Source organism: Shimia aestuarii (assembly GCF_900114635.1).
GTDB lineage: Bacteria > Pseudomonadota > Alphaproteobacteria > Rhodobacterales > Rhodobacteraceae > Shimia > Shimia aestuarii.
Genome location: NZ_FOTQ01000006.1, coordinates 79,071 through 101,870, shown reverse-complemented (window position 1 = coordinate 101,870; position 22,800 = coordinate 79,071). Strand labels below are relative to the sequence as shown.

General features: G+C 58.1%; 21 protein-coding genes. 5 read left to right on the top strand and 16 right to left on the bottom strand.

The window, feature by feature from the left end; all coding sequences use genetic code 11:
* Positions 1–4: 4 nt before the first annotated feature.
* The 4 genes from ubiU to BMZ35_RS20965 are packed head-to-tail and all read right to left on the bottom strand — an operon-like array spanning position 5 to position 2,239.
* A complete protein-coding gene (gene ubiU, locus BMZ35_RS14440; protein WP_093094574.1) occupies positions 5–1,003 on the bottom strand; it encodes a ubiquinone anaerobic biosynthesis protein UbiU in 999 nt (332 codons plus the stop codon).
* 17 nt (positions 1,004–1,020) lie between these two features.
* Positions 1,021–1,530, bottom strand: a complete 510-nt coding sequence (gene ubiT, locus BMZ35_RS14435) for a ubiquinone anaerobic biosynthesis accessory factor UbiT (protein ID WP_093094573.1) — start codon at positions 1,528–1,530, stop codon at positions 1,021–1,023.
* The gene (locus BMZ35_RS14430; protein WP_093094572.1) at positions 1,527–2,096 is read right to left on the bottom strand and encodes a DUF2478 domain-containing protein; all 570 of its coding nucleotides are present in this window, start codon (positions 2,094–2,096) and stop codon (positions 1,527–1,529) included. Before BMZ35_RS14430 ends, ubiT begins: the two co-directional genes overlap by 4 nt.
* On the bottom strand, positions 2,093–2,239 hold the full coding sequence (locus tag BMZ35_RS20965; protein WP_165610093.1) for a hypothetical protein: 147 nt from the start codon (positions 2,237–2,239) through the stop codon (positions 2,093–2,095). Before BMZ35_RS20965 ends, BMZ35_RS14430 begins: the two co-directional genes overlap by 4 nt.
* A gap of 108 nt (positions 2,240–2,347) precedes the next feature.
* On the opposite strand from BMZ35_RS20965, the gene BMZ35_RS14425 reads away from it, so the two are divergent.
* From BMZ35_RS14425 to BMZ35_RS14415, 3 genes are all read left to right on the top strand, one after another.
* Positions 2,348–2,776, top strand: coding sequence for an Rrf2 family transcriptional regulator (locus BMZ35_RS14425; protein WP_093094571.1), 429 nt, complete (start codon positions 2,348–2,350; stop codon positions 2,774–2,776).
* 344 nt (positions 2,777–3,120) lie between these two features.
* Positions 3,121–4,767 (top strand): peroxidase family protein, encoded by a 1,647-nt coding sequence (locus tag BMZ35_RS14420; protein WP_093094570.1) that lies wholly within the window; start codon positions 3,121–3,123, stop codon positions 4,765–4,767.
* 20 nt (positions 4,768–4,787) lie between these two features.
* Positions 4,788–5,258, top strand: coding sequence for a hypothetical protein (locus BMZ35_RS14415; protein WP_093094569.1), 471 nt, complete (start codon positions 4,788–4,790; stop codon positions 5,256–5,258).
* A gap of 6 nt (positions 5,259–5,264) precedes the next feature.
* On the opposite strand, the gene BMZ35_RS14410 is transcribed toward BMZ35_RS14415, so the two are convergent.
* Entirely contained in the window at positions 5,265–7,745 is a 2,481-nt protein-coding gene (locus BMZ35_RS14410; RefSeq protein WP_093094568.1) for an adenylate/guanylate cyclase domain-containing protein, read from the bottom strand.
* Positions 7,746–7,782: 37 nt separating this feature from the next.
* On the opposite strand from BMZ35_RS14410, the gene BMZ35_RS14405 reads away from it, so the two are divergent.
* Positions 7,783–8,976 (top strand): YcaO-like family protein, encoded by a 1,194-nt coding sequence (locus tag BMZ35_RS14405; protein WP_093094567.1) that lies wholly within the window; start codon positions 7,783–7,785, stop codon positions 8,974–8,976.
* A 235-nt stretch (positions 8,977–9,211) separates the two neighbouring features.
* Here BMZ35_RS14405 and BMZ35_RS14400 read toward each other — a convergent pair whose 3' ends face one another.
* From BMZ35_RS14400 to BMZ35_RS14350, 11 genes are all read right to left on the bottom strand, one after another.
* On the bottom strand, positions 9,212–10,327 hold the full coding sequence (locus tag BMZ35_RS14400; RefSeq protein WP_093094566.1) for a M24 family metallopeptidase: 1,116 nt from the start codon (positions 10,325–10,327) through the stop codon (positions 9,212–9,214).
* Between the two features lie 35 nt (positions 10,328–10,362).
* Complete coding sequence (locus BMZ35_RS14395) at positions 10,363–10,965, bottom strand: helix-turn-helix domain-containing protein (RefSeq protein ID WP_093094565.1); 603 nt, start codon at positions 10,963–10,965, stop codon at positions 10,363–10,365.
* 72 nt (positions 10,966–11,037) lie between these two features.
* Positions 11,038–12,729, bottom strand: coding sequence for a dipeptide ABC transporter ATP-binding protein (locus tag BMZ35_RS14390; protein ID WP_093094564.1), 1,692 nt, complete (start codon positions 12,727–12,729; stop codon positions 11,038–11,040).
* Positions 12,726–13,688, bottom strand: a complete 963-nt coding sequence (locus BMZ35_RS14385) for an ABC transporter permease (protein ID WP_207502979.1) — start codon at positions 13,686–13,688, stop codon at positions 12,726–12,728. The genes BMZ35_RS14390 and BMZ35_RS14385 overlap by 4 nt, the downstream gene beginning before the upstream one ends.
* Positions 13,685–14,656, bottom strand: a complete 972-nt coding sequence (locus tag BMZ35_RS14380) for an ABC transporter permease (protein WP_093094563.1) — start codon at positions 14,654–14,656, stop codon at positions 13,685–13,687. The genes BMZ35_RS14385 and BMZ35_RS14380 overlap by 4 nt, the downstream gene beginning before the upstream one ends.
* Before the next feature lie 137 nt (positions 14,657–14,793).
* Positions 14,794–16,374, bottom strand: coding sequence for an ABC transporter substrate-binding protein (locus BMZ35_RS14375; RefSeq protein ID WP_093094562.1), 1,581 nt, complete (start codon positions 16,372–16,374; stop codon positions 14,794–14,796).
* Positions 16,375–17,029: 655 nt separating this feature from the next.
* Positions 17,030–17,788 carry an SDR family NAD(P)-dependent oxidoreductase gene (locus tag BMZ35_RS14370; protein ID WP_093094705.1) on the bottom strand — a complete coding sequence of 253 codons (759 nt, stop codon included), beginning with the start codon at positions 17,786–17,788 and terminating at the stop codon, positions 17,030–17,032.
* Positions 17,789–17,823: 35 nt separating this feature from the next.
* Positions 17,824–18,642 (bottom strand): ABC transporter permease, encoded by an 819-nt coding sequence (locus BMZ35_RS14365; RefSeq protein WP_093094561.1) that lies wholly within the window; start codon positions 18,640–18,642, stop codon positions 17,824–17,826.
* A 10-nt stretch (positions 18,643–18,652) separates the two neighbouring features.
* Complete coding sequence (locus tag BMZ35_RS14360; RefSeq protein ID WP_093094560.1) at positions 18,653–19,504, bottom strand: ABC transporter permease; 852 nt, start codon at positions 19,502–19,504, stop codon at positions 18,653–18,655.
* Positions 19,505–19,526: 22 nt separating this feature from the next.
* Positions 19,527–20,684 carry an ABC transporter substrate-binding protein gene (locus BMZ35_RS14355; protein ID WP_093094559.1) on the bottom strand — a complete coding sequence of 386 codons (1,158 nt, stop codon included), beginning with the start codon at positions 20,682–20,684 and terminating at the stop codon, positions 19,527–19,529.
* Positions 20,685–20,714: 30 nt separating this feature from the next.
* Complete coding sequence (locus BMZ35_RS14350) at positions 20,715–21,836, bottom strand: ABC transporter ATP-binding protein (RefSeq protein WP_093094558.1); 1,122 nt, start codon at positions 21,834–21,836, stop codon at positions 20,715–20,717.
* A gap of 130 nt (positions 21,837–21,966) precedes the next feature.
* Between BMZ35_RS14350 and BMZ35_RS14345 the strand changes: the two genes are divergently transcribed.
* A complete protein-coding gene (locus BMZ35_RS14345; RefSeq protein WP_242654809.1) occupies positions 21,967–22,764 on the top strand; it encodes a LuxR C-terminal-related transcriptional regulator in 798 nt (265 codons plus the stop codon).
* The last annotated feature ends 36 nt before the right edge of the window (positions 22,765–22,800 follow it).

Sequence of the window (22,800 nt, the reverse complement as noted above, 5' to 3'; positions counted from 1 at the left end):
TTCGTCACCGCCATTTCTTAGTCTCAAAGGCGCCCTGTGTCTGTTTCTGTCCTTCGGTCAACGCGACGAGGTCAGCGATATTCGCCTCCCGCCCCGCCCGGATGTCATCCACCGCTGCGCGAAAAGCCTTTACGACATTGCGCACATAGCTTTTCGACCGTTGCCGCCCCTCGATCTTGAAGGCGTGCACCCCCGCCTCGATCAGTTCCGGCAACAATCTGGAGAGGTTGAGACTGATGGGTTCCTCGAAGGCATAGTAGCCCTCCTGCCGATGGGGCGCGGTATAGCGCCCTTTGCAGATCGTGGGATAACCCGCCTTTTCGTCCGGACCGAAACAATCAATGGTGAAACCTGCAAGTTGAGAAGACATCGAACCATCATCGTGGCGGACATATTCGACATCCGAAGCCGGGGAGCAGACGCCATCCAGATTGGTCGACTGTCCCGTCAGATAGTTGGTCAAGCTGCACCGCCCCTCCACCATGAGGCCGTGGTTGCCAAAAATGAAGGTCTCGATCTCGCAAGGGATTTCCTTGCGAATTTGCCGGATCTCGGGGATCGTCAATATGCGCGGCAGGACAACACGCTTCACGCCGAAATTCTCGCAATAATAGCGGATGGCCTCGGGGCTTGAGGCTGCGGCCTGCACTGACAGGTGCAACCTGACGCCGGGATGGGTGCGGGCGATGTAGTCGGCGACGCCCATATCCGCGACGATGAACGCATCAACACCAAATCGCGCACCGGTATCGGCGGCCTGCCGCCAAAGGTCGACCCTGCCCGCCGGCGGATAGGTGTTGAGAGCCAACAGGACTTTTGCCCCCTTGGCATGGGCATACGTGACGGACTCGGCCAGTTCATCCGGTGTGAAATTCAGGCCCGGAAAGTTGCGGGCGTTGGTGGCGTCCTGGAAACCGCAATATACGGCGTCGGCGCCAGCATCGACGGCGGTACGCAGAGCGGCGGGCGTCCCGGCGGGGCAGATCAGTTCGGCAAGGCTCATGGTCAGCCTGTTTCCTTTCAGTTTGCGGGGTAGGATCGGCGCAGCCGCGCCAGGATTGCGCGGCCCGGTGCACCAAACATGTCGGCAGTTTCCTCGGCAATGGAGCCGTCGACATCGTCGAGCGCGTTGCGCAGCCGCACGACGGCTTCTGTATCGCCAGTCACTTCAAGATCACGCGAGAAGAAAGCGGCATCCCCATCCTCCTCGGAATCAACCAACTCCAGCAACAGCATGAAACGACCGCGGATCGCTGCCCCGGCGACGGGCGCAAGGTCGCGCGGCACGGCGCGAAAGATCAGCGCATCCGGATCAGGACGAAGATGCAGCGCAAAGGGAAGCTCGATCGGGTCAATAATGAAATCGGTTTTCTGGTGGGGCCCAAGCCGGGCGAAGAGCGACGGATGGCGCTCTGCAATGCGACGCACCACCCGCGTCAGGATCGGCTGCGCTATTGCAGCCGACAATCGCGCCACCGGGCGGTGCCCCGGCAAGCGCGGGCGGCGAACGGCGTCGGTGTTTGATGTCATTTCTCAAGCCTCTCTTGCTGCCGACAGGTTGGTTCCTCGCCGGATGACTCAACGGAATTGGCAACCGCCGCCAGGCACCAGGTCACTACGGCGCTCTCGCTGTCCGACAGCGCCGTGGCCATACCGTCCGCGAAGCGTTCGAAAGCCGCCCTGTGGGCATCGGACACGCCAACCACAACCGGAATATCTCGCGACAAGGCTTCGGCGATCAGGACGCGGAAACCGCGCCCTTCCGCCTCGCTGATCCCGAACTTGTTCAACACGATCAGATCAACCCCGCCCGAAACAAGCCGCGCAGTTGCGGTTGCCGCCGCCTCCTCCAGTGCCCCAGAGTCCATTCGGCAAGCTGTGGAACCTGCACCAAGGTCTTGCGTGATACGGGCGATCGGCCCATCCGGCAGAAGCAACAAATCACTGTTGCAATGTGAGGCCTCATCCTGCGGTTTTTGTGGGCGCAGCGCCCCACCAACCCGGACCCCCTCAGCCTGCAGCCGTTCAGCAACCGCTGAAAGCAACAGGTCCGTAGCCCCCCGACCCACGGCCGAAACACTCGCTAGTCTCGTCATCTGGTCCGCCCCCGTCCGACACAAACCGCAAGGGGCGCCGGGAACACGAGGCCTGCCAGAAGCGCGCGATAACAACGGATCAAAACAGAGGCAACCCGCGTGCCGATTTCTTCCTGTGCAAGGGTGACGGCATCATGTCTCATGGCCGGTCCTTTCAGTTTCGATTCGCCTTGACGAGATCGAATTAGCATTTGATTTACCGATTACGCCCGATTAATACGCATTGTAAATACCAAAACAGGATCGCGACCTTGCGCCTCACCTCATTCACCGACTACGGACTGCGCGTCCTGATGCGTTTGGCCGGAGCCCCCGATAGCGTCATGACAACCGGCGAACTCGCTGCCGAGTTCAATGTTTCGCGCAATCACCTCGCCAAGGTGATTTCCGCACTTTCCGCGGCCGGCTACCTCGAAACCCGGCGCGGTGGAAGCGGCGGGGCCAAGTTGACCCGCCCACCGGAAGAGATACGTCTTGGCGATGTGGTGGCCATTCTGGAAGCTGATCAGGTGTTGGTCGAGTGCTTTTTGCCGGGCGGCGCTGCCTGTACTCTGACGCCGCATTGCCGATTGAAGGCACGGCTGGCCCAGGCCGAGGCGTCCTTCATTGCAGACCTCAACCAAAGCACATTGGCCGATTGCGTCTATCGCCCCGCGTTCTTCACCCCACCCGATGTCTGACCGTGGGTCAAACTTGTCAGACATCAGCGCCAACAGAACGGTTTCGGTCGCAATGACAAGATAGAGTTTCTGGCACACCGGCCCAGCCATGGACCTGGCCAGACGGGCAGCATCTCAGGATGATGCCCTTCCGGATAGCAAATCCTGGGATCAATTTCCGTCGCGCGGACTTTGGGGTTCTGGAAGCCCGATCTCGGGTTCGGATTTGGTGATTGCCTCCAAAGAATGTATGGTGGACATCTAAATCACCGCGAGGTGGAACGATGGCACTGTCTCACGGCGCGGGGGTCAGCTTTGTTCGGCTCCGCTCTGACAGCAACAAACTCGGCATGCGACGCGCTGGAATGCGTGAGAACTTCTGGCTCAATGGCCGCCAGGACGAGTTGAGACTGACACTCCAATATGTGCCGGACCAACCCACAACAGACGTTGATGATCGGATCGCTTCCACACCAGTTCTTTTCGATGCGGAAATTGACGCGTTCAAGCTGGCTCACTCTAACCTGCAGACCTCCTCGCGCACTCGAGCCCGCAGCACCGTGCTCGCTGCCAATCAAGGCAACGTGGCCCTGTCCGGTTTTGAACATGTCAGTTTCTACGATCAACTCTTTGACGGCCCTTACGCGACAGCAGGTGATACCGGCAATCTGTATCAGCTTCTTGCAGAGAAGATGGCCGCCCGGAACCCGCCCCAGCAGGGCCAGGGGATCCCTGCTGCCTATACCTACCTTGGCCAATTCCTCGCCCATGACATGTCATACATGAAATGGAACCCCGACCTGCTGGGACCCGGCCTTGGCGGATGGAGCAATGCCCGCCACATGCACGCGCTGGATTTCGACACGATTTTCGGAACCGAACCGGAGACCGCGCCCCGCACCAGCCCGTGGCGTGAAAGCGGCGGGAGTTCTCTGGGCCGCCTGCACAAATGTCCCGCCATCCTTGATGACGCTTATGACCTTCCCCGCGAGGATCCAAACATCGGCACCCATTGCTGCCTCGATCCAAGAGTCGACGCAAACCTCGGTCTGGCACAGCTGCATGTGTTGTTTGTACGCTTCCACCAACATCTGTCCGAAACGCAGGGTTTGAACGACGCAGCCAGCAAGACGGCAACCCGTCAACATCTTCAAACAATTGTCCTGATGGACTACCTGCCACGCATCATCCCCAAAAACGTTTACGACAAAGTGATGGCCGATGGCCCCCTGCTGGTCACCTCAACGCCGGGAAACTTTCTGGTACCGCTCGAGTTCGCCCTCGCCTGCTTTCGCTTCGGGCATTCGATGGTGCAGGAGATTTACTCCGAATGGGCGATCCGCTACCCGCCGCCCCTCCCCGTGACGTCCAGGATCGCACGCCTGTCTGCCCTGCTTGGCTACACCTCCAAAGGCGGCCAACTCAAAAACGGCCGGTTGCCCTTCAACTGGAACCAACCTTGGCTGAATATGATCGATGACATCGGCCTCAATCTGCCGGTGACCACCTCCATGGCTCGTCCGATCAGCGCCTCGATCCAGCCGGATCTCTCCCAACTTGACGCCAGCCATTTCGATCAGGGCCTGCCATCCGGCCCCCATTCTCTGGCGCAGCGCACCTTGGAAAAAGGCGCCCAACTTGGACTGCCCTCCGGCCAGGATCTTGCCGCGCAAGCCGGGCTTGTCGGACATTTCGATGTGGCGGCATTTCTTCAGACTCATGCCAACGAGTTTGACGGCCTTGTCGGGAACCAGCATCTCTGCCTTTCAACACCCCTCTGGTTTTATGTGCTGGCCGAGGCAGAAACGCTCGGAAACGGCCAGTTGGGGCCTTTGGGTGGGCGCGTGGTCATGGAGACCATCGTGAGCGCGCTTGCCGAGGCGGAAGACACCATCTTGACCCGAACGGCGCAGGGCGGTTTCCAGCGCACTTCATTTCTCAGTCTAAGCGCTGGCGGAGAGCCCACCCGGCTCTCCGACATCGTTGCATTGGCCAATACCGGCGTACTCTGAATTAGGAAAGGAGACTTCTAATGACCAACATCATTGCACACCTCAAAGGAGGTCCCAACGACGTCACGCATCGTGATGGCATGCAAAAAGCCGGGGAAGAGATCAATCTGTGGATGGATGATCCAGACAATGATGCCGAGGATTTCTTTGACGACCTATTTGCCAGCCTGAAGAACACACATGAATTCAGGATCGAGCGTGACGGTCTGGAACCCGAGATCATGAAACAAGGAAATAAATACAAGTTCAATGACGGTGCCAACGACTACTTTCTTCGTGTGAAATGCGAAGAAGACGCAGACTGGGAGAGTAATGGCAAAAAAAACGTGCGCATGACAATTCCGATCCCGCAGGCGCGCGATGACCTGACCGGCGGCGGGTATACAGAGAAGATGGTCCAGCACCTGAGACACTTTTTGTGCGACGAAGACGACGATCAGAAAGCCAAGGAGTACCTCCTCGCTGTCATTTTCCTCAACCGCTGTCAGTGATTCTGATCACGCCGCGCGTCTTGCGGTGTGGATCGCCTCGCTCAATCGCGTGCGATCGTCTTCATAGCGCAACGGATACGCCTCTGCGAACCAATCAGCCGCGCTCTCGAACGTGACCGGCTCCGGTCCGCTCCAGGCGGGCGAGATCATCGCCACAAAGCGCCGAAACGCGGCGCCGGCCGCGCTGGTATCCCCACGCCGCGCGTGGGCGGCCGCGATCCATCCCTGCGTGTCTGCGATACTGTCCCCGCCGAGCTCGGCAGCTTCAAGCGCCTCGTCCAGGCGCCCCAGAACGAAATAAGTTGCCGCGTTGTAGGCCCACCCCCATTCCGGCAACAGGGGAGCTATCGACAGGCAACGTGTCAACGCTGCGTCCGCCTTTTCCTGTTCCCCAAACCACGCAAAGCCCATCGCGCAGCTCGCCAGCGATGTCGGGCTGTTGGGATTGAGGCTCACAGCCAGGTCCATATGCATCGTGGCCCGCGCGAAAGCCCCGTTCATGGCGGCGGTCCACGCAACTGTGCGCTGCACACGTGCATCCATGGGATCAAGGTCAACCGCACGGGACGCGAACCTGTCCGCCTCGGCATCCTCCGCCGAACGCCGCGCCCGCCCCGGCCAGATCACGTGCTGCACGTTTGAAATCGAAGCGAGCCGATACAGCGACGGCGTGTGATCGGGGTCTTTTTCAAGGATACCTTCGAATATGGCCCGCGCCTCTTCGGCCCCTTCCGGTGTCCAGCGCATCAATGCCCGGTCGCCCCGCAACCACGCGTCGTGGCTGGTCACATCATCACTTCGCGCCCCAAGCACAATTGCCAGACGATCCGCCGAGATGTAGCTCTCGATCGTGGCCGCAATGCGCCGAATGATCTCGCGCTGCGACCGCTCCCACGCGTCGGAGGAGACCGTGAACGCCTCGGCCCAGAGAGTGCGCCCGCTGGCATGCTCATTTAGTGTCAGCGCCAGTGTTGGCGCGCCGCCTTGCCCTGTCGAACGCCCATCGACACGGTAGTCTATTACCGTTTGCCCCTCATCGCCCACGAGGCTATCAATCACCGACCAGTCACGAAAACGCGCGAGATTTGCGATCAGGTCGCCACGAAAGGCCGCCAGCTGCTCGGACACGGCCTGCCCGTTCCCTTCGAACCCGCCCACTGCGATCCGCAACAGCCGCCGGGGGCGCGATGTGGCAGGCCGCAGCAAGCTTTGACCGCCTTTCTTTACCAGCGCACTGACCAGAGCTCGGATCCGCTCTCCCGGTGCCACGCCGTAAGTTTCCGCAAGGTATTGCTCCAGCCGTTCGAACTCGGCAAGCGCCCCGCCCTGGTCCCCGCGCGCGATGCGGACCCTGATCCGCGCCTCGGCTGCGATCTCGTTTCCGGGCTCAAGCAACAGCATGGCATCTGCGGCATCTTCATGCACATCCTCACTCGACGAACTGCGCTCCAGCAGGCGCTCCATCTCGTGCATCAGCCGCCGCTTCCAGGTCGCTCTGATCACCCGACGCCACCCGGCGAACACCGGCCCTGCCTCCCTGAACCCCGCAAGAATACGCTGAGGCCACTCCGCATCCGAGAGCAGCAACTCAGGCACACGGTTCTGTCGGAGATCGCGCAACAGGATGTCCAGATCGGTTTCCAAAGCCACCGGATCAAGCGCCACAAGCCCTCCAAACTGACTGACGGCACGGCCCAGAAACCCGTGGTCCCCTTCAAGCGCAAGGACCGCATCCGCGACCCGTGCCGCCGCGCCTTGACCTCCAAGAAGCGCGGCCAGCCGTTCGAGGCTGTCGGCATGTCCGGGACAAAGGGCAAGATACCCCAGAAGCAATCGCACATCATGATTCAGCGCAGGCCCGCGCGCGATAAAGGCACCTTTCAGCACCTCGATTTGCGGAACGGCAGGCCGTTCACTAAACTGCCTCTGAAGAAGCGGATCAACCACGCCATAGACCGGGATGCGTTCACGGATATTCTTCAAAGCCGGAGCCCCAAGCGCCTCGAACTCCAGATCGATGACGTCATGGGCTAGCTCGTAAACGATCTGGGAAACAACACATCGGCCCGGCGCGGCGACGGATTGCAAACGGGCCGCAACATTGACCGTGTTGCCAAACGCATCTCCGTTATGGATCAGGACGGCACCCTTGTGCACCCCAACCCGAAAAACATAGGGATCGGCCACCGCGGTCTGCAGTTTCGTGACGATGCGCTGGAACTCCACCCCGTACTCTATGGCGTTATGCGCCTCGTCAAACAACAGCATCGCGCCATCACCAAGCGTCTTGACCAGCTTGCCCTGATAGCGCCGCGCCAGAATACGCAACGTATCGAAACACGCAGACATGAACTCCAGCGTGGCCGCCTCGTCTTCGCCGATACGTTGGCTGTAGGACACCATGTCGATGAACAAGACCACCCGCTCCTGCGTCCCATCTGGAGACGGTTCAGTTGCCTGATCCGGGATATCTTGGTGCGGTTTCATACTATCGCCACAGGTGCATTCGAAATAAGATTACCCCATGAGCCTAGCGGAAATTGCCGAGTTTTTCGATGTTTTTGCTCTCTCGCCCGAGGGCTGGCCGGTTCATTGCAATCTGACAACCCCGAACGACGCGGCCTTGGCACGCTGGCCGCACTGGCCCTCTGCCGCACTACCATCCGCCGGGCGGGCAGCGTCGGGACATGGTGTGACTGCACAACTGGCCCTAATCAGCGGTCTTGGCGAGGCCGTCGAAGTCGCGAGCCTCTGCCGATGGGGCGATGAGGCAACGGAGAAGGCCCACGAGAAGGATCTGCCGGGCGAGGTCTGGAGCGCGAATACATTGGCCGGGTTCTCTCAGGACCAGAGATCAAACAGAGAGGAATGGAACGCGCATCTCAAGGGCACCGATTGGATTGCCCCGAACCCCGACACGACCGAAACCGAATGGGTGCAGATCGTCGACTTGACGGGTGCGGCCGTCTGGGTACCCGCACAAGCCGTTTTTCTCGGAGAACACCGGTCCGGCGACCCCGAGGCAATCCTTGTTGCCGACACCAACGGCTGCGCTGCGGGGTCATCTGACAGCGCGGCGCAAGCAGGCGCCCTGCTCGAATTGATCGAACGGGATGCCGCCGGGCGCTGGTGGTACGGGTGTCGCGCGCGCCATCACCTTGCTGACACCATGCTAGACGACGCAGGCAGGCATCTGATCGAAGCTTGCCGCACCGTTGGACTGGCCACACGCCTTTTCGACATCACCAGCGATATCGGTGTCCCGGTCGTTGCCGCCGTTGGACAATCCGCGAAAGCCCCACCGGCCCTGGGCTTCGCCGCAGCGCCCACCTTCCAGGCCGCTGCCCTCAAGGCGTTGGCGGAGATGGCTCAAATGGCACTCGTGTTTCAGGGCGGTGTCGGAGAAGCCCGACCGGGGCTTGAGACATGGGCGCAGGAGGCCGGAGATCACGCGCCTCCCCTGTCGCTTGGCGCGCCTCCATCTGCAATCCCGCCCAATGTACCAACCTCGATCGGTACGCGTTTGCAAGACGCGGGGATACGCGTCGCCTTCCTGTGCCAGACCCGGCCTGAATTCTCGGTCCCCGTCTGGCGCGCCCTGTCTCCTGACCTGTGCCACTGGAAACCCCGTTTCGGACGGTCTCGTCTTCTGGCCCCGGACGACCGCGACCTGACCACGGTGAGCGCAGCCCCAAACCCAGTGCTGCTCAGGATCTGAGGCCGCCGTGTCAGACAGAATCAAACGGGTCTCAGCTGGAACTGCAGAACTGACTTTTTCTGCTACAGAAACTGCGCCTCCCGATTGAAAGCGGCAAATCCCTGCCACCAGAATCGAACAGATGACAGGCTCTTGTCAAAGCCACTGTCGCGCAACAAATTGTCCATGCTCCGATGCGATAACAGAGACCGGGCACACAGCGTCACCGCCGAACGAATATTTTCGGGCTTGTTTCTTAATCTCTGACCGGCAGCCGCCGCACAGTGCGGGGCAATTCAGACAGGAATTCGACACCATTGGGATGTAGAAACGCCACATCCTCGAGCCGAATGCCAAACTCCTCGTTCAAGTAGATGCCCGGTTCAATGGAGAAGACATTTCCAACCCGCAAGGGTTCGGGATAGTTGGCGGCAATATAGGGCGGTTCGTGGACGTCTACACCCAGACCATGGCCGGTGCGGTGCAGGAACTCCGGGCCATAGCCTCCGTCTGCAACGACCGTGCGGGCGGCTTTGTCAACGTCGCTGCACAGGGTACCGGGCAAAGCCTCGGATTGCGCGGCCTGCACCGCTTGTTCAACGATGCTGGCAATCTCGTTGAACCGTGGACTGGGCGTATCCCCATACCAGGCACAGCGGGTCATATCCGAAGGATAGCCCCGCAAGCGGCACCCGGCATCAATCAGCACTGCCATGTTCGGTTGCAGGGTATCCGTACCCGTATGATGGTGCGGGTAGGCGCTGTTTTCCCCAAATGCGACGATGCAAAAGGCGGGTTGAGCTCCGTTTTCAACGTAGTGATTGATAATGATATCGCGCACATCGAGCTCGGTCATTCCGGTGCGCAAAGCGTCAAACGCCCGTTCAAAGGCGGCATCGTTCAAAAGGGCACTGTCCTTCAGGAGCTGGCGCTCCTCCGCGCCTTTTTCAGCGCGCAGGAAGCCAACCGTGTCCAACGTGAAACGGTGGGTCGGCGCATCAAGCTGGCCGAGAAGAAGGAACGAGAAATCGGTGCGCATCGTCTCGTCCAGCACGATGCTGAGGCCGGGCCGGTTGGCATTTGACTTGTTCAAAAGCTGCTTGAGCGCACCCAACGGGCCGTCGGCGTCACCCCACTCATAAAACGGTATGTCTGCACATTGCGCGCGCGACGCTTCTGCGTTCAGAAGGGGCATGAGCACGCCGACGTGTTCGGCAGTCACAATCGCCATGACCGGACGTTCATCACCATGCGGATTCAATCCCAGCAGCCACTGCATGTGACTGCCCGGTCCGATGGCGACCAGATCGGTATTGGTTTCATCCATGCGCTTGCGAAGCCGCGCCAACCTGTTTTTCACAATATCTGACATTGAACCTCTCCTGAATGACGCCTCAATGATTGGACCTACCCGCGATGCCCTGGAAGGCGGCTGTTTTGATCCCCTTGCAGTACGACCAATGTGCCTGTCCACAGCATGCGGGCGGGCGTGTCGCCGAGGGTTTTCCACGAATGCGGTGTCATTCCGTTGTAATGCAGGCTGTCGCCCTCGCGCAGGGTAAAGGTTTCCCCATCCAGGCTTTTTTCAATCGAGCCGCTGAGGACGTAGATGAACTCTTCGCCCTCGTGCTGAAACGTCTCGGATTCAAATCCCGGAGGGCAGTTCATGATGAAGGCCGACAATTCGTGACCGGGAAAGTCGGTGCTGAGAGCCTCGTAGGTGACACCGGAGTCCGAGATCGAAAATTTGCGCCGTTGAGCCGCATAGGACACCGCATCCCCTGGTTTGGGTCGGGCCACAAAGTAATCAAGGCCCAAGTCAAGCGCGCGGGCAATCTGGGCCAAGGTGCCGAGAGACGGCGTCGCATTGCCCCGTTCGACCTGCGACAGGTAGCCTACAGAAACGCCAGCCTTGTCGCAGAGTTCTTTCAGCGTCAGCTTGCGCTGCTGCCGGCACTTGCGGATCAAATTACCCAGCTTGGCCGGTTCGAGCTGATCGGATGCCATCATTTCACATTCCTCCGGATCGCGAGGATACGATCCGCGCAGGAGGCCGGGGGTATGAAAAAACGACGCATTCCATTAGCTCGACAGCTGCGCCAACCGGGGCATCAGATCAAGCAACTGGGCCGTATACGCCTGCTCGGGATTGGCAAAGAGCGTCTCGGTATCCTGCACCTCGATCAGCTGGCCCTGTTTCATCACGCCGACGCGGTCACACATCTGGCGCACCACCGGAAGGTCGTGGCTGATGAACAACATGGTCAGGCCCAGATGTTCCTGCAAATCTTTGAGGATATTGAGGATCTGCGCCTGAATCGACACATCCAGAGCGCTGGTGGGTTCATCGCAGATCAAGAACCTTGGTTGCGTCGCCAAAGCGCGTGCAATCGAAATGCGCTGTCTTTGGCCACCCGAGAACTCGTGCGGATACTTCGTGGCAGCCGCGCGTGTCAGACCGACACGATCCAGCAATTCATGCACCCGCCCGCTGACCTGATCCGGCGGCAAGAGCTTGTGATGCAACAGCGGCTCGGCGACAATGCTTTCCACCTTCATGCGCGGATTCAGGCTTGAGAACGGATCCTGGAAGATCATCTGGATCTGTTTGCGGTAATTCGCCATCTCGACCGCCGACATTGCGGTGACGTCATCGCCGTCGAAATGGATCTGGCCACCATCAACCGGCAATAGTGTGCCGATCATGCGCGCCACGGTGGACTTGCCTGATCCGCTTTCCCCGACAAGGCCAAAAACCTCACCGTCCTTGATATCGAATGACACGTCATCAACAGCCGTAAAATAGGTGCGCCGCGACGGCAGAAGCGCGGATTTTTCCAGAAACTTCTTGGTGATGCCTTTGACTTCGACCAGCTTGCCCGACTTGGACAGCTCTGGTTTGTGCCAGTTGCGCGCAAGGTCTTCGATCTTGAAGGTGGTTTCACGACCGCCATAGCTGACCTGCGGGAAGCGGTGCAGTTTGACTTGCGGACGCGGTACGGCAGAGATCAGCGACTTGGTGTATTCATGCTCCGGCGCGCTCAGCACCTTGTCGGTCGGTCCGTTTTCGACGACCTCGCCGGAATACATCACGGTGACCTGTTCGGTGGTGTCAGCGATGACGCCCATGTCGTGCGTGACAAGGATCACCCCCACCTGCGTTTCCGAAGCCAGTTCCTTGATCAGATCCAGCACCTGCGCCTGAATCGAGACATCCAGCGCCGTGGTCGGCTCATCCGCCACGATGACCGAAGGCTCCGAGCACAAGGCCAGCGCGATCACGACCCGCTGGCGCATCCCGCCCGAGAACTGGTGCGGATACTGGTCGAACCGCGTCTTTGGGTCCGGGATCGAGACCCGCTCCAGCAACGCAAGAGCGCGCTCCTTTGCCTCAGAGGCAGAAACCTTGAGGTGCAGCTGAATGGTTTCGACCAGCTGTTCGCCAATGGTGAACAGCGGGTTGAGCGAGGTCAATGGATCCTGAAAGATCATGCCGATCTCACGCCCACGAATGGCGCGCTTTTCCTCGGCACTGAGGTTGTCGATGCGACGCCCCTTGAGCCAGATTTCCCCGGACGCGATGCGCGCGGGTTCGTCCAGCAGCCCGATGACGGCATTCCCTGTCATCGACTTGCCCGCGCCACTTTCGCCGACAACACCGCGGATTTCGCCGGGATGAATGTCATAGCTGACATTCTGCACCGGTTTGAACAGCCCGCGGCGGGTGGGGATTTCGACCGTCAGGTTGCGGATGGAGAGTACGGGTTCGGTCATTTCAGCCTCGGATTCAATACATCACGCAGCCAGTCGCCCAGCATGTTCACACTCAGCGCCAGGGCAAGCAGGGTGCAGGCCGGAAAAAACAGGATCCACCATTCACCGGAGAACAGGTAGCCCTGCCCGATACGGATCAGTGTCCCCAGCGAGGGTTGCGTGGGCGGCGCCCCCACTCCGAGAAAACTGAGCGTGGCCTCGGCGATGATCGCGAGCGCCAGCGAGATGGTGGCAATCACCAGCACGGGCGACAGGATGTTGGGCAAGATGTGCCGCAGCATAATGGCGGAGGGGCGGCGCCCGATCAGGCGGGCTGCGGACACGTAATCCTTGTTTTTTTCCACCAATGTGGCACCGCGCACGACGCGGGCGAACTGCACCCAGTCGCTGAGGCCAATGGCAAGGATCAGCACCCAGATTGCCATCTGATCGCGGTGTTCAACCGGGGTGATGCCTTTGGCAATACCAAAGATCAGCATCGCGACAAGGATGGACGGGAACGTCAGCTGCACGTCAGCGGCGCGCATGATGAAACTATCGGTCCAGCCCCCAAAATAGCCTGCCAAAAGGCCAAGGAAGATGCCCAGAACCACCGCAAACAGCACGGCAGCAAAGCCGACGAACAGCGAAATGCGCATTCCGTAAAGGATGGTGGAGAAGACGTCCCGCCCCTGATCGTCGGTGCCCATCAGGAACGTCTCGCCGGTAAAGGCGTTGGGCGTCATCGGCGGCGTGAACCCATTCATCAGGTTCAGCGTCGTGGGATCGAACGGATTGGTTGTCGCAATCAACGGCGCGAAGACAGCCGACAGGATCAGCAGGATCGACACAGCGGCCGAGACCATTGCGACAGGCGAGTGGCGGAAAGCGTAATAAAAGTCACTGTCCAGCGCGCGGCGCAGGCGGGACGGAGACGCCGATTGCGTCTCTTTTTGCGCAGAGATGGGTTGATCGGTCACTTGGCACTCACCCTTAAGCGTGGATCGATGAAGGCATAGAGGATATCAACCAGAAGGTTGATGACGACGAACATCACCGAGATCATCATCAGATATGCCGCCATGACCGGGATATCGACGAACTGGATTGCGTTGATGAACAAAAGCCCGAGGCCGGGCCACTGAAATACGGTTTCGGTGATGATCGCAAACGCGATGATCGCGCCCAATTGCAGGCCGATGACGGTGATCACCGGAACCATGGTGTTCTTGAGCGCATGACGGAAGTTGATCACCCGGTCACTCAGGCCGCGTGCGCGGGCAAAACGGATATAGTCCTGACGCAGAACTTCAAGCATTTCCGAACGCACCAACCGCATGATGAGCGTCATTTGGTAGAGCCCCAGGGTGATCGCCGGAAGGATCAGCGCCTTGAGACCGGATTCAGTCAGAAAACCAGTGGTCCATCCACCGATCTGGACCACTTCACCGCGGCCAAAGCTCGGCAACCAGCCCAGCTCAACCGAAAACAGATAGATCAGTAGAATACCGATCAGGAAGGTCGGCAGGGAAACCCCGATCAGCGACGCGGACATGATGAAATTGGCGGCGAACCCGTCACGACGAATGGCGGTGAACACACCCAGCGCAATCCCCATTACAACGGCAAAAATCGCGGACAGAGCAGCCAGCTCCAAAGTGGCGGGTGCACGCTCCAAGATGATCTCGGAAACTTCACGCCCCTGACGATAGCTGACGCCGAAATTGCCTTGGATCGCTTCGTTCAGAAATCGGAAATACTGCACCGGAACCGGCTTATCGAGGCCCAATTGCGCGCGCAGACGCTCGACGTCTTCCATCGTGCGCTCCTGACCAAGCATATTGTCAATCGGATCGCCGACAAAGGTGAACATGGAAAACGCAATAGCTCCGGTAATGACCAGAACCAGAAATGACTGGAACACGCGCTTTAGGATGAATGGCAACATCGCAGAGGCTTTCTTGTGCCAATACGCGTGGGAACCACGCGTTGACTTGACGGATCACGGAAAGGTGCCGAGGCGCGGAACGTCTCCGTCTTCGGCAGAAACGGGCCGCCCGAAACGGTCGGGCGGCCCGGATCACATTACTTCATGGTGAAGTATTTGACGCGGGGCTGATCCTCGGGATCCACCTCGATGCCAACGTTTTCGCTCATACCCCAGTTCAGCACCTGGTGGTGGATCGGGATGTAAAGCTGTTCGTCCTGAACCACACGCCAGATAGCCGCGATATCCGCGTTGCGCGCATCCAGATCGGTGTTGGATGCCAGCGATTTGATCTTGGCGTTGATCTCGGCATTGTTAAAGCCGGTGCCGTTCCAGGTGCCGATGTCGCTTTCACGACCATGCACCAGGAAGTTGAAGATGTACTCCGAGTCATAGGTCGGAACACCCCAGCCCAGCATGTAGAAGTCGGTCTTGCCGTCGGTAATCTTGGGGAAGTGCTGTGCCTTCGGAATGGCGTCCAGGTTCACCGTGATGCCAATCTGACCCAGCATGCCAACCGCGGCCTGACAGATCGGCTCGTCGTTGATGTAGCGGTCGTTCGGACAATCCAGGCGGATCGAGAAGCCGTCGCCATACCCGGCTTCGGCCATCAGCGCCTTGGCACCTTCAATATCGGTGGTGCTTTCGCCGTCCATCTCGGCCGTCCAGCCGTTGACGAAGGGCGGCGCAATCATGCCCGCAGGCTGCGACTGGCCCCGCATCACAACCTGACGAATTGCGTCGCGGTTGATCGCCATCGACATTGCCTTGCGCACGCGCACGTCGGCCAGCGGGTTCTTGCCGTCGACGTTGTCGGCTTCAATGTCATCCGCGCCCTGGTTCATCCCAAAGAAGATCACGCGGTTCTGCGGGGCCTGTTTGACCATCAAACCATCTGCGCCATCCACACGGGCCAGATCCTGCACCGGCATGTCCTGAAGGAAATTCACCTCACCCGAAAGAAGGGCGGCCACACGGGTCGCGGCGTTCTGGATCGGGGTATAGATGATTTCGCTGACTTCCATCGGGAAATCGTTGCGACCCCAATACTCTTCGTTGCGCACCATGACGGTTTTCACGTCGGGCTCGCGGCTGACCAGCCGATAGGCGCCGGTGCCGTTCACATTGGTGGTCGCATAGGTGATCTCGCCACCTTCAAAGTCCTGCACCTTGACCGTGTTGTTCGCCTCGGTCCAGCCCTTGTCCATCATGAACAGGTTGGTCAGGTTCGACGGCAGGATCGGGTTTGGACCATCCGTTTCGATCTCGACCGTATGGTCGTCGACCGCGCGTACCGCGACGATCGAACCGATCAGTTCTTTCATGTCCGAGTTCGGCTGCTTCGCACGCTCAAAGCTGAACACTACGTCTTCCGCAGTAAAATCGGCACCATCGTGAAATTTCACGCCTTTGCGCAGGTTGAAGACCCAGACGTTGGGGTTGTCTGCGCTCGGAGCCCAGTCGGTTGCCAGCGTCGGCACGAATGCGCCGCTGGTATCGCGGATGATCAGCGGCTCATACATCTGGTGACGCATGGTGTGGCTGGGGCCTTCGTTCTGCGAATGGGGGTCCAATGTCAGGGCGTCGCCCGCGCGCGCCCATTTTAGGGTCTCGGCGTTGGCCACGGCAGTTGACGACATGAGCGCCGCAACCGCCAGGATCGTTGCTGTTTTTTTCATGGTTTCCTCGCTGTCAGTAGGTGTTTTCCGCAAGCAGTCGTTATTGTTTGTCCTGATCAAGAATCCGCAAAGAAGCACTCATTGATTTTCTGGGGAGCTTTTTTCGACGAAAAACGCCCCATCTCCGTGGTTGCCGCATTAGTAACAGGCTTGCAGATACTGCTCCGCCTATGTGAGGCGTCGCACGGGAAGAACCCTAAAAAAAATTATTGAGGTATACAATAAAAATTTTTGTCGCCTTTACATGCATTTCCTAAGGAGGCGCGCGGCCCGCCCACTACGAATTCGTACCGGGCTGAGCAGCGCGCCCTTCTTGTCCAAACAGAGACTGAGGCGCAAACGGGCGAGAACATCAGCCCACTTCGCATGCGCCAAAGGCGGATCATGGCCCGTTCTCGTCGTCAGAACGAGAGGTGCGAATTCTCGACGCAATTGCTCCGCCAATACCCCATTTTCTGCAGGTTAGCGACGCCCGGCTCATCCACCATAACGCCCGCATTGCGATTCAACGGCAGGAAACAGACATGAAACACCGCCGCCAAGCGGATGACTTCTGGCAACGTACGAAAGCAGAAAAAGGGCTGTGATTCCTTATAGAGCAACGTTCCGAAACAGCCCGGCCCGTCTCAGGCGCCATCGCTCTGACAACACCCACTCAAATGCTTTCACCGCCATCCACAACCAAGGCATGCCCCGTCATGAACGAGGACATGTCCGAAGCAAGAAACAGGATTGAATCGGCGATTTCGTCAACCGAGCCCCAACGCCCCATTGGAATTGTTTCGGCGACGTAGTTTTCCAGCCTGTCCCGACCGCCCATTTGTTTTTCGAAGCCCGCATTGAAGGGCGTGTCGATGAAGCCCGGGCAAAGGGCATTGATGCGGATGTTTTCCTTGGCGTAATCGGCGGCCATTTGACGTGTCATGGCGATCACGGCGTGTTTGGTGGTCGCGTAGGCAACCATTTCGCGGTCATATTGCACACCTGAATTGGACGACGTTATGATTATGCTGCCCCCACCCTGAGCGCGCATGTGCGCAACCGAAGCTCTTGCCGCAATGAAGTGCGAGCGGACGTTCAGTTGCCAGGATCGGTCCATCCCTTCAATCGGCACCTGTTCCAGATTCCCCTCGATCTGGTACCCGGCATGCGAGTGCAACACGTCGATCCGGCCATGGCGTCGGACGATATCGTCTACCGTCGACGCGACCGCAGCATCATTCGTAACGTCCAGTTCGGCCGCATGCGCGATCACACCTTCGGCCCGCAATTCAGTGACAACATCTCTTGATTTGCCAGCGTCCAAATCGGTGACAATGACCACGGCCCCATTTCGGGCGAGCGCCATGGCGCCGGCTCTGCCGATGCCCGAACCGGCTCCGGTAACTAGAGCGACCTTCCCATCAAGCTGCAGTTTGGTCGTAGAACGATTTTTCGAGAGCGCAATGGTCATTTGGGTTTCTTGCCTCCGCGTTGCAAGAGAAGTTGGGCCGTCACCAGCAACACCAATGAAACGGCCAGTACCATCGTGCCGATCGCGTTGATCTCGGGCGTCACACCTCGGCGGATGGATGAGAACACGTAGATTGGCAGAGTTGTTTCCGAACCGGCGACAAAGAATGCGATGATGAAGTCGTCAAAACTGAAAGTGAAACTCAACAGAAAGCCAGCCAGAATGGCAGGGAATATCATAGGCAACGTGACCTGAAAGAAGGTGCCGACCGGGCTTGCATAGAGATCGGCGGAAGCCTCGATCAGGGCGCGGTCCATGCCGGATAAACGCGCACGAACAATGATGATCACGAGGGCCATTAGAAACATGGTATGCGCTGCAATCAGCGAACCGACGCCCATTCGCAGCTTCGGTGGCGTCCACCCCTCAGGCCAGACAGCCGCGAGAAGGGGGTTCAATTGATCAAACAATGTGACCAGCCCTATCAGGGTCGCAATGCCGATGACGATGCCTGGAATCATGACCGCAACATAAATCAGCAGGTCGAAGAACACGCGGACCGGCCCTTTGATCCCCTGGAGTGCAACTGCCGCCATGGTGCCGAAAACACTGGCGAGAAGCGCGGACGTGAATGCAACGATCAGACTGGTTTCCAGCGCATCCATGACAAAAGGATTGGACAGCGCCTTGCCGTACCATTTTGTCGAAAGCCCCTGAAGCTGGCTGGCGTGCCGCCCGGCATTGAAGCTGAACAGTGCAATCACCCCGATGGGAATATACAGGAACAGGTAAACACTAATAGCGTAAATTCTCATACTGCCCCCCTCACATGATCGCGACATCGTCGCGGCTGGCCCCGAGCCGCGCGATCAGTCGCATGTAGATCGTGACCGTGATCAGCATCACCACAACCAGAGTGACCGCGACTGCCGATCCAAATGCCCAGTTGCGCGACTGCAGGAACAAGTCGACCAGCGCGTTGCCAACAAAGAATACCTTGCCGCCGCCCAACAAGGCCGGGATCAGGAACTCTCCCATCAGCAGGATAAACACGAGCATGCATCCGGTCGCGATACCCGGAATGGAAAGGGGAAGCGTGATTTGTAGAAACGCGTTCCAACGGCTTGCGCCTAGGTCAGAGGCGGCCTCCAGAAGCCGTTTGTCGAGGCGATCAAGACTTACGAAGATAGGAAAAACCATGAGAGGCAGATACCCATACACAATTCCCACAAGCACCGCGAAAGGCGTGTTGATCAGCCGGACACCTTCTATGCCAATCCAGTCCAGAAGCGCAGGCAGCCCCCTTCCTCCCAAAAGAAAAATCCAGGCATAGCTGCGTATCAGTATCGAGGTCCAAAAAGGAACGATGACCAGAACCAGAAGGATCGTCTTCCATTTCGGATTGACCTTCACAGCCAGGAAATACGCCAGGGGATAGGCGATCAACAACGCCGCAAGCGTTCCGATCGGCGCCAGTGTCATGGTGTTTTTGAATGCCGTCCAGCGTGCGGGGAGGTTTGCATATTGCTCAAGCGAAAGAGCAAGCACAACGCCACCTGACGGCGCTCGCTCTCCGAAACTGAATATGAGAACAACACTCAGCGGAATGATCAGCATGACCAGGAACCATGTTCCTGCCGGCGCCAACAACAGCCAGTTTCGCTTGTTCTGCTTCATGTTGTTCTCGTTTTTTTCAGGTTCAGGCAGATTTGAAGCGCGCCATCAACTCGGCGCGGTTCGGATCCGTGAGCGTCACTGCAGCACCGAATTCAAGCGGGCTCAGCAACTCCTGCGCGGGGAAGATGATGGGATCGTTCTTCAGCGCATCCGGCAAAAGATCAAACGTCCGCGAATCCGCTGTCGGATATCCATGCGCAAGAACCTCCTTGGCATTCACTTCAGGATTGATCAGGAAGTTGATGAGCGCGTACGCGGCATCCTTACGTTCCGAGCTTTTGGGGATTGCGTAGTAGTCGCTCCAGATCTCGCCGCCATCGCTGCCAAGGGCATATGCAATCTCGGGCATGTCGGTATTAAGTTGCTTGCCGTCCCCCGACCAGCAGATCGTCAACCAGGCATCACCATTGCGCATCGGCGGCTGGTAATCTGACGTGATTGCAAAAAGATGCGGTTTGACGTCGATCAGAAGTTTCTCGGCATCCGCCAACTCTTTTTCATCCACCGAGTTGAAGGAATAGCCATAATAGTTCAGCGCACTTCCGATCGTGGTAAGCTGATAATCGTGGACAACCGTGCGCCCCGAGAACTTGTCCATCGTGATGTCAAAGAACTCTTTCCACGAAGAAATGCCCTTCCCATTGTTGTGTTTGGTGTTGATCGCCATGCCGGTCGATCCCCAGTTCTTGGGAACACCGTAAAGCTTGCCATTCACCGAACCGGCTTCGGCATAACGCGGATCAAAGGCCGCAGGTTCGTAGTTGGGCAAGCGCGACACGTCCAAAGGCTCGATCAGGTCTTCCTTGACATAGTCTTCGAACGTGTAATTCGTCGGAACATAAACGTCCCAACCGGTCGCCCCGGCCTGAAGTTTGGCGAGCATTTCTTCGTTCGACCCGAAAACATTCACCTGCACATGCGCACCGGTTGCCTCGGTAAAGGCGTCGAAATTCGCCGTATCGTGATAATTCGGCCATGTGGCCAAAACAACGCGATCCCCGATATCACCGGCAAAAGCGGGGCGCGGTCGCAGGCCAGGCATGGTCGAACCCAAAACGGCAGTGGCGGCACCAAGGCCGGTCACACGAAGGAAATGGCGGCGACTGATCGAGCCTTTACGATAGCGCTCCAACTCCTCCATGAACTTTTTCTTCGAGATGTGGTCAGTTCTGTCTGTCATGGTTTCTCTCCTGTTGGTGTTTGGTGGCTTTTATTCTTGTTCCAATACGAGCGCCGTTCCGGCGTCCCAGGACACCGTAAGGCTTTCGCCCGCGTTGAACGGACCATCGTTCATTTCCGTTTGCCTTGGTGACAGGACCAGGAATTCACCAAGGATCGCATGCGTTACGAGATACTCGGTATGTTCCCCGAGAAAGATCCGATTGTGGACATGCACTGGCAGCCCACCTTCTTCGCGCGACAATCGCATTTGCTCGGGCCGGACGCTTACGCACGCATCTTGCCCGTCAGCGACCTGATGGAGCGATCTGGCTTCTACGACAGTACCGTCACTCAGTCGGACGGACACCAAATCCCCCTGGTAGCCGACGACTTTGCCGTCAAAGAAATTGGACGTACCGACAAAATCGGCGACATACCGTGATTTCGGAGTGTCATAGAGTTCCTGCGGCGACCCGATCTGGACTATTCTTCCATCCCGCATGATGCAAATGCGGTCGCTCATCGACAGAGCTTCTTCCTGATCATGCGTGACAAGAACAAAGGTAATACCCAGTTCCCGCTGCAAGTCTTGCAATTCGATTTGCATTTCCTTGCGCAGTTTTCGGTCCAACGCGGCCATCGGTTCGTCAAGAAGCAAAAGCTTTGGTTCGTTGACAATGGCCCTCGCTAGCGCAACGCGCTGCTGCTGACCGCCGGACATCTCCCAGATACGCCGGTCTTCGAACCCGGCCAGGCGTACAGTTGCAAGCGCCTTGCCGACCCTTTCATTGATCTGCTCCTTGGGGATACGCGGACGAATTTGGCGCAGGCCATAGCCGATGTTTTGAGCCACCGTCATATGGGGAAAAAGCGCGTATTGCTGGAACACCATGTTCACTGGACGATGATGGGCGTCCACATCGTTCACGACTTCACCGTCTAGCAGCACTTGACCTTCGGTCGGCGTTTCGAACCCTGCCAGCATGCGCAATGCCGTGGTTTTGCCACAGCCTGATGGCCCCAGAAACGAAAGAAATTCGCCCGGCTCAATTGCAAGATCGAGATCACTGGCGGCCAACACTGAACCGTAGCGCTTGGTCACGCCTCTAAGCTCGGCAATCGCGTTTCCGCTTACCAAATCTGTCTTGGTGGCATATTGCACGCTTTCCATTTATCCCTATCTTTTTTTGATTTTTGGACTACCATCGTATTGTCGGAAACTGTAAAAAAAATCAAAACTGATGTATATATCACGTTTTGGGTATATTCACTAAAAAACCCGAGAGGGATGCATTTTGAGCTTGATCGAGGCAACCGGACAACTCGTCGATTCAATCGAAGCCGACGACTTCGCCAACACCCTTTCGAATACACTTCGCACGATCGCGCCGTTCGATTTCACCGTTGTTTTCGGGTATCTCGGATCAGCTCGTCCGATGGACCTTTTTGACGATTTCCCAAGGGGTAAACGTCAAATTTTCGTCGAGGACTATCAGGAAGGGCCTTACTTGCTGGATCCGTTTTACCTCGCTTGCGTCAACAATGTCGCTCCGGGGCTTTACCGGATCAAGGAACTTGCCCCAGACCGCTTTTTTCAGGGGGAGTATTTTCGAAACTACTATGCGCGGACCGGGCTTGCAGAAGAGATCGGTTTCTTCATCGACCTCCCCGGAAACGCGACTGTCGTTGTCTCGCTGATGCGTGCCGAGAAAGCATTTTCAGCCAAGGAGATTCGCCAACTCAAGGAATACTGGCCGATTGTACGGGCAACCTGTGCAAGGCATTGGAAGACCCTGGCGAGCAGTTTTGACAACAGCGCCAACCCCGAATCCGATGCCTCTCTCCAAAACAGTGTTGAGATTGCCTTCACCAGTTTTGGCGAAGGCGTCCTTACCCCTCGCGAACGGCAGGTCGTCGAACATACGTTGAAAGGGCATTCCGCCGACGCTGTTGGGCGTATTCTTGAAATCTCTCCCGGCACAGTTCGCATCCACCGTCGCAACATTTACTCCAAGCTTCAGATCAACTCTCAAGGTGAGCTGTTTTCCAAGTTCATCGACACATTGCTGGCCGGGGATTCCAGGTCCAGGAAACATTGATCCTGACACCGTCTGCCGAAAGCGATTTGCCGGCGC

Excerpts from the sequence above, each read along its gene's own strand:
- ubiU (WP_093094574.1), bottom strand. The coding sequence starts at position 1,003 with ATGAGCCTTGCCGAACTGATCTGCCCCGCCGGGACGCCCGCCGCTCTG.
- ubiT (WP_093094573.1), bottom strand. The coding sequence starts at position 1,530 with ATGACATCAAACACCGACGCCGTTCGCCGCCCGCGCTTGCCGGGGCAC.
- BMZ35_RS14430 (WP_093094572.1), bottom strand. The coding sequence starts at position 2,096 with ATGACGAGACTAGCGAGTGTTTCGGCCGTGGGTCGGGGGGCTACGGAC.
- BMZ35_RS20965 (WP_165610093.1), bottom strand. The coding sequence starts at position 2,239 with ATGAGACATGATGCCGTCACCCTTGCACAGGAAGAAATCGGCACGCGG.
- BMZ35_RS14420 (WP_093094570.1), top strand. The coding sequence starts at position 3,121 with ATGCGTGAGAACTTCTGGCTCAATGGCCGCCAGGACGAGTTGAGACTG.
- BMZ35_RS14415 (WP_093094569.1), top strand. The coding sequence starts at position 4,788 with ATGACCAACATCATTGCACACCTCAAAGGAGGTCCCAACGACGTCACG.
- BMZ35_RS14410 (WP_093094568.1), bottom strand. The coding sequence starts at position 7,745 with ATGAAACCGCACCAAGATATCCCGGATCAGGCAACTGAACCGTCTCCA.
- BMZ35_RS14405 (WP_093094567.1), top strand. The coding sequence starts at position 7,783 with ATGAGCCTAGCGGAAATTGCCGAGTTTTTCGATGTTTTTGCTCTCTCG.
- BMZ35_RS14400 (WP_093094566.1), bottom strand. The coding sequence starts at position 10,327 with ATGTCAGATATTGTGAAAAACAGGTTGGCGCGGCTTCGCAAGCGCATG.
- BMZ35_RS14395 (WP_093094565.1), bottom strand. The coding sequence starts at position 10,965 with ATGATGGCATCCGATCAGCTCGAACCGGCCAAGCTGGGTAATTTGATC.
- BMZ35_RS14390 (WP_093094564.1), bottom strand. The coding sequence starts at position 12,729 with ATGACCGAACCCGTACTCTCCATCCGCAACCTGACGGTCGAAATCCCC.
- BMZ35_RS14380 (WP_093094563.1), bottom strand. The coding sequence starts at position 14,656 with ATGTTGCCATTCATCCTAAAGCGCGTGTTCCAGTCATTTCTGGTTCTG.
- BMZ35_RS14375 (WP_093094562.1), bottom strand. The coding sequence starts at position 16,374 with ATGAAAAAAACAGCAACGATCCTGGCGGTTGCGGCGCTCATGTCGTCA.
- BMZ35_RS14365 (WP_093094561.1), bottom strand. The coding sequence starts at position 18,642 with ATGAGAATTTACGCTATTAGTGTTTACCTGTTCCTGTATATTCCCATC.
- BMZ35_RS14360 (WP_093094560.1), bottom strand. The coding sequence starts at position 19,504 with ATGAAGCAGAACAAGCGAAACTGGCTGTTGTTGGCGCCGGCAGGAACA.
- BMZ35_RS14355 (WP_093094559.1), bottom strand. The coding sequence starts at position 20,684 with ATGACAGACAGAACTGACCACATCTCGAAGAAAAAGTTCATGGAGGAG.
- BMZ35_RS14350 (WP_093094558.1), bottom strand. The coding sequence starts at position 21,836 with ATGGAAAGCGTGCAATATGCCACCAAGACAGATTTGGTAAGCGGAAAC.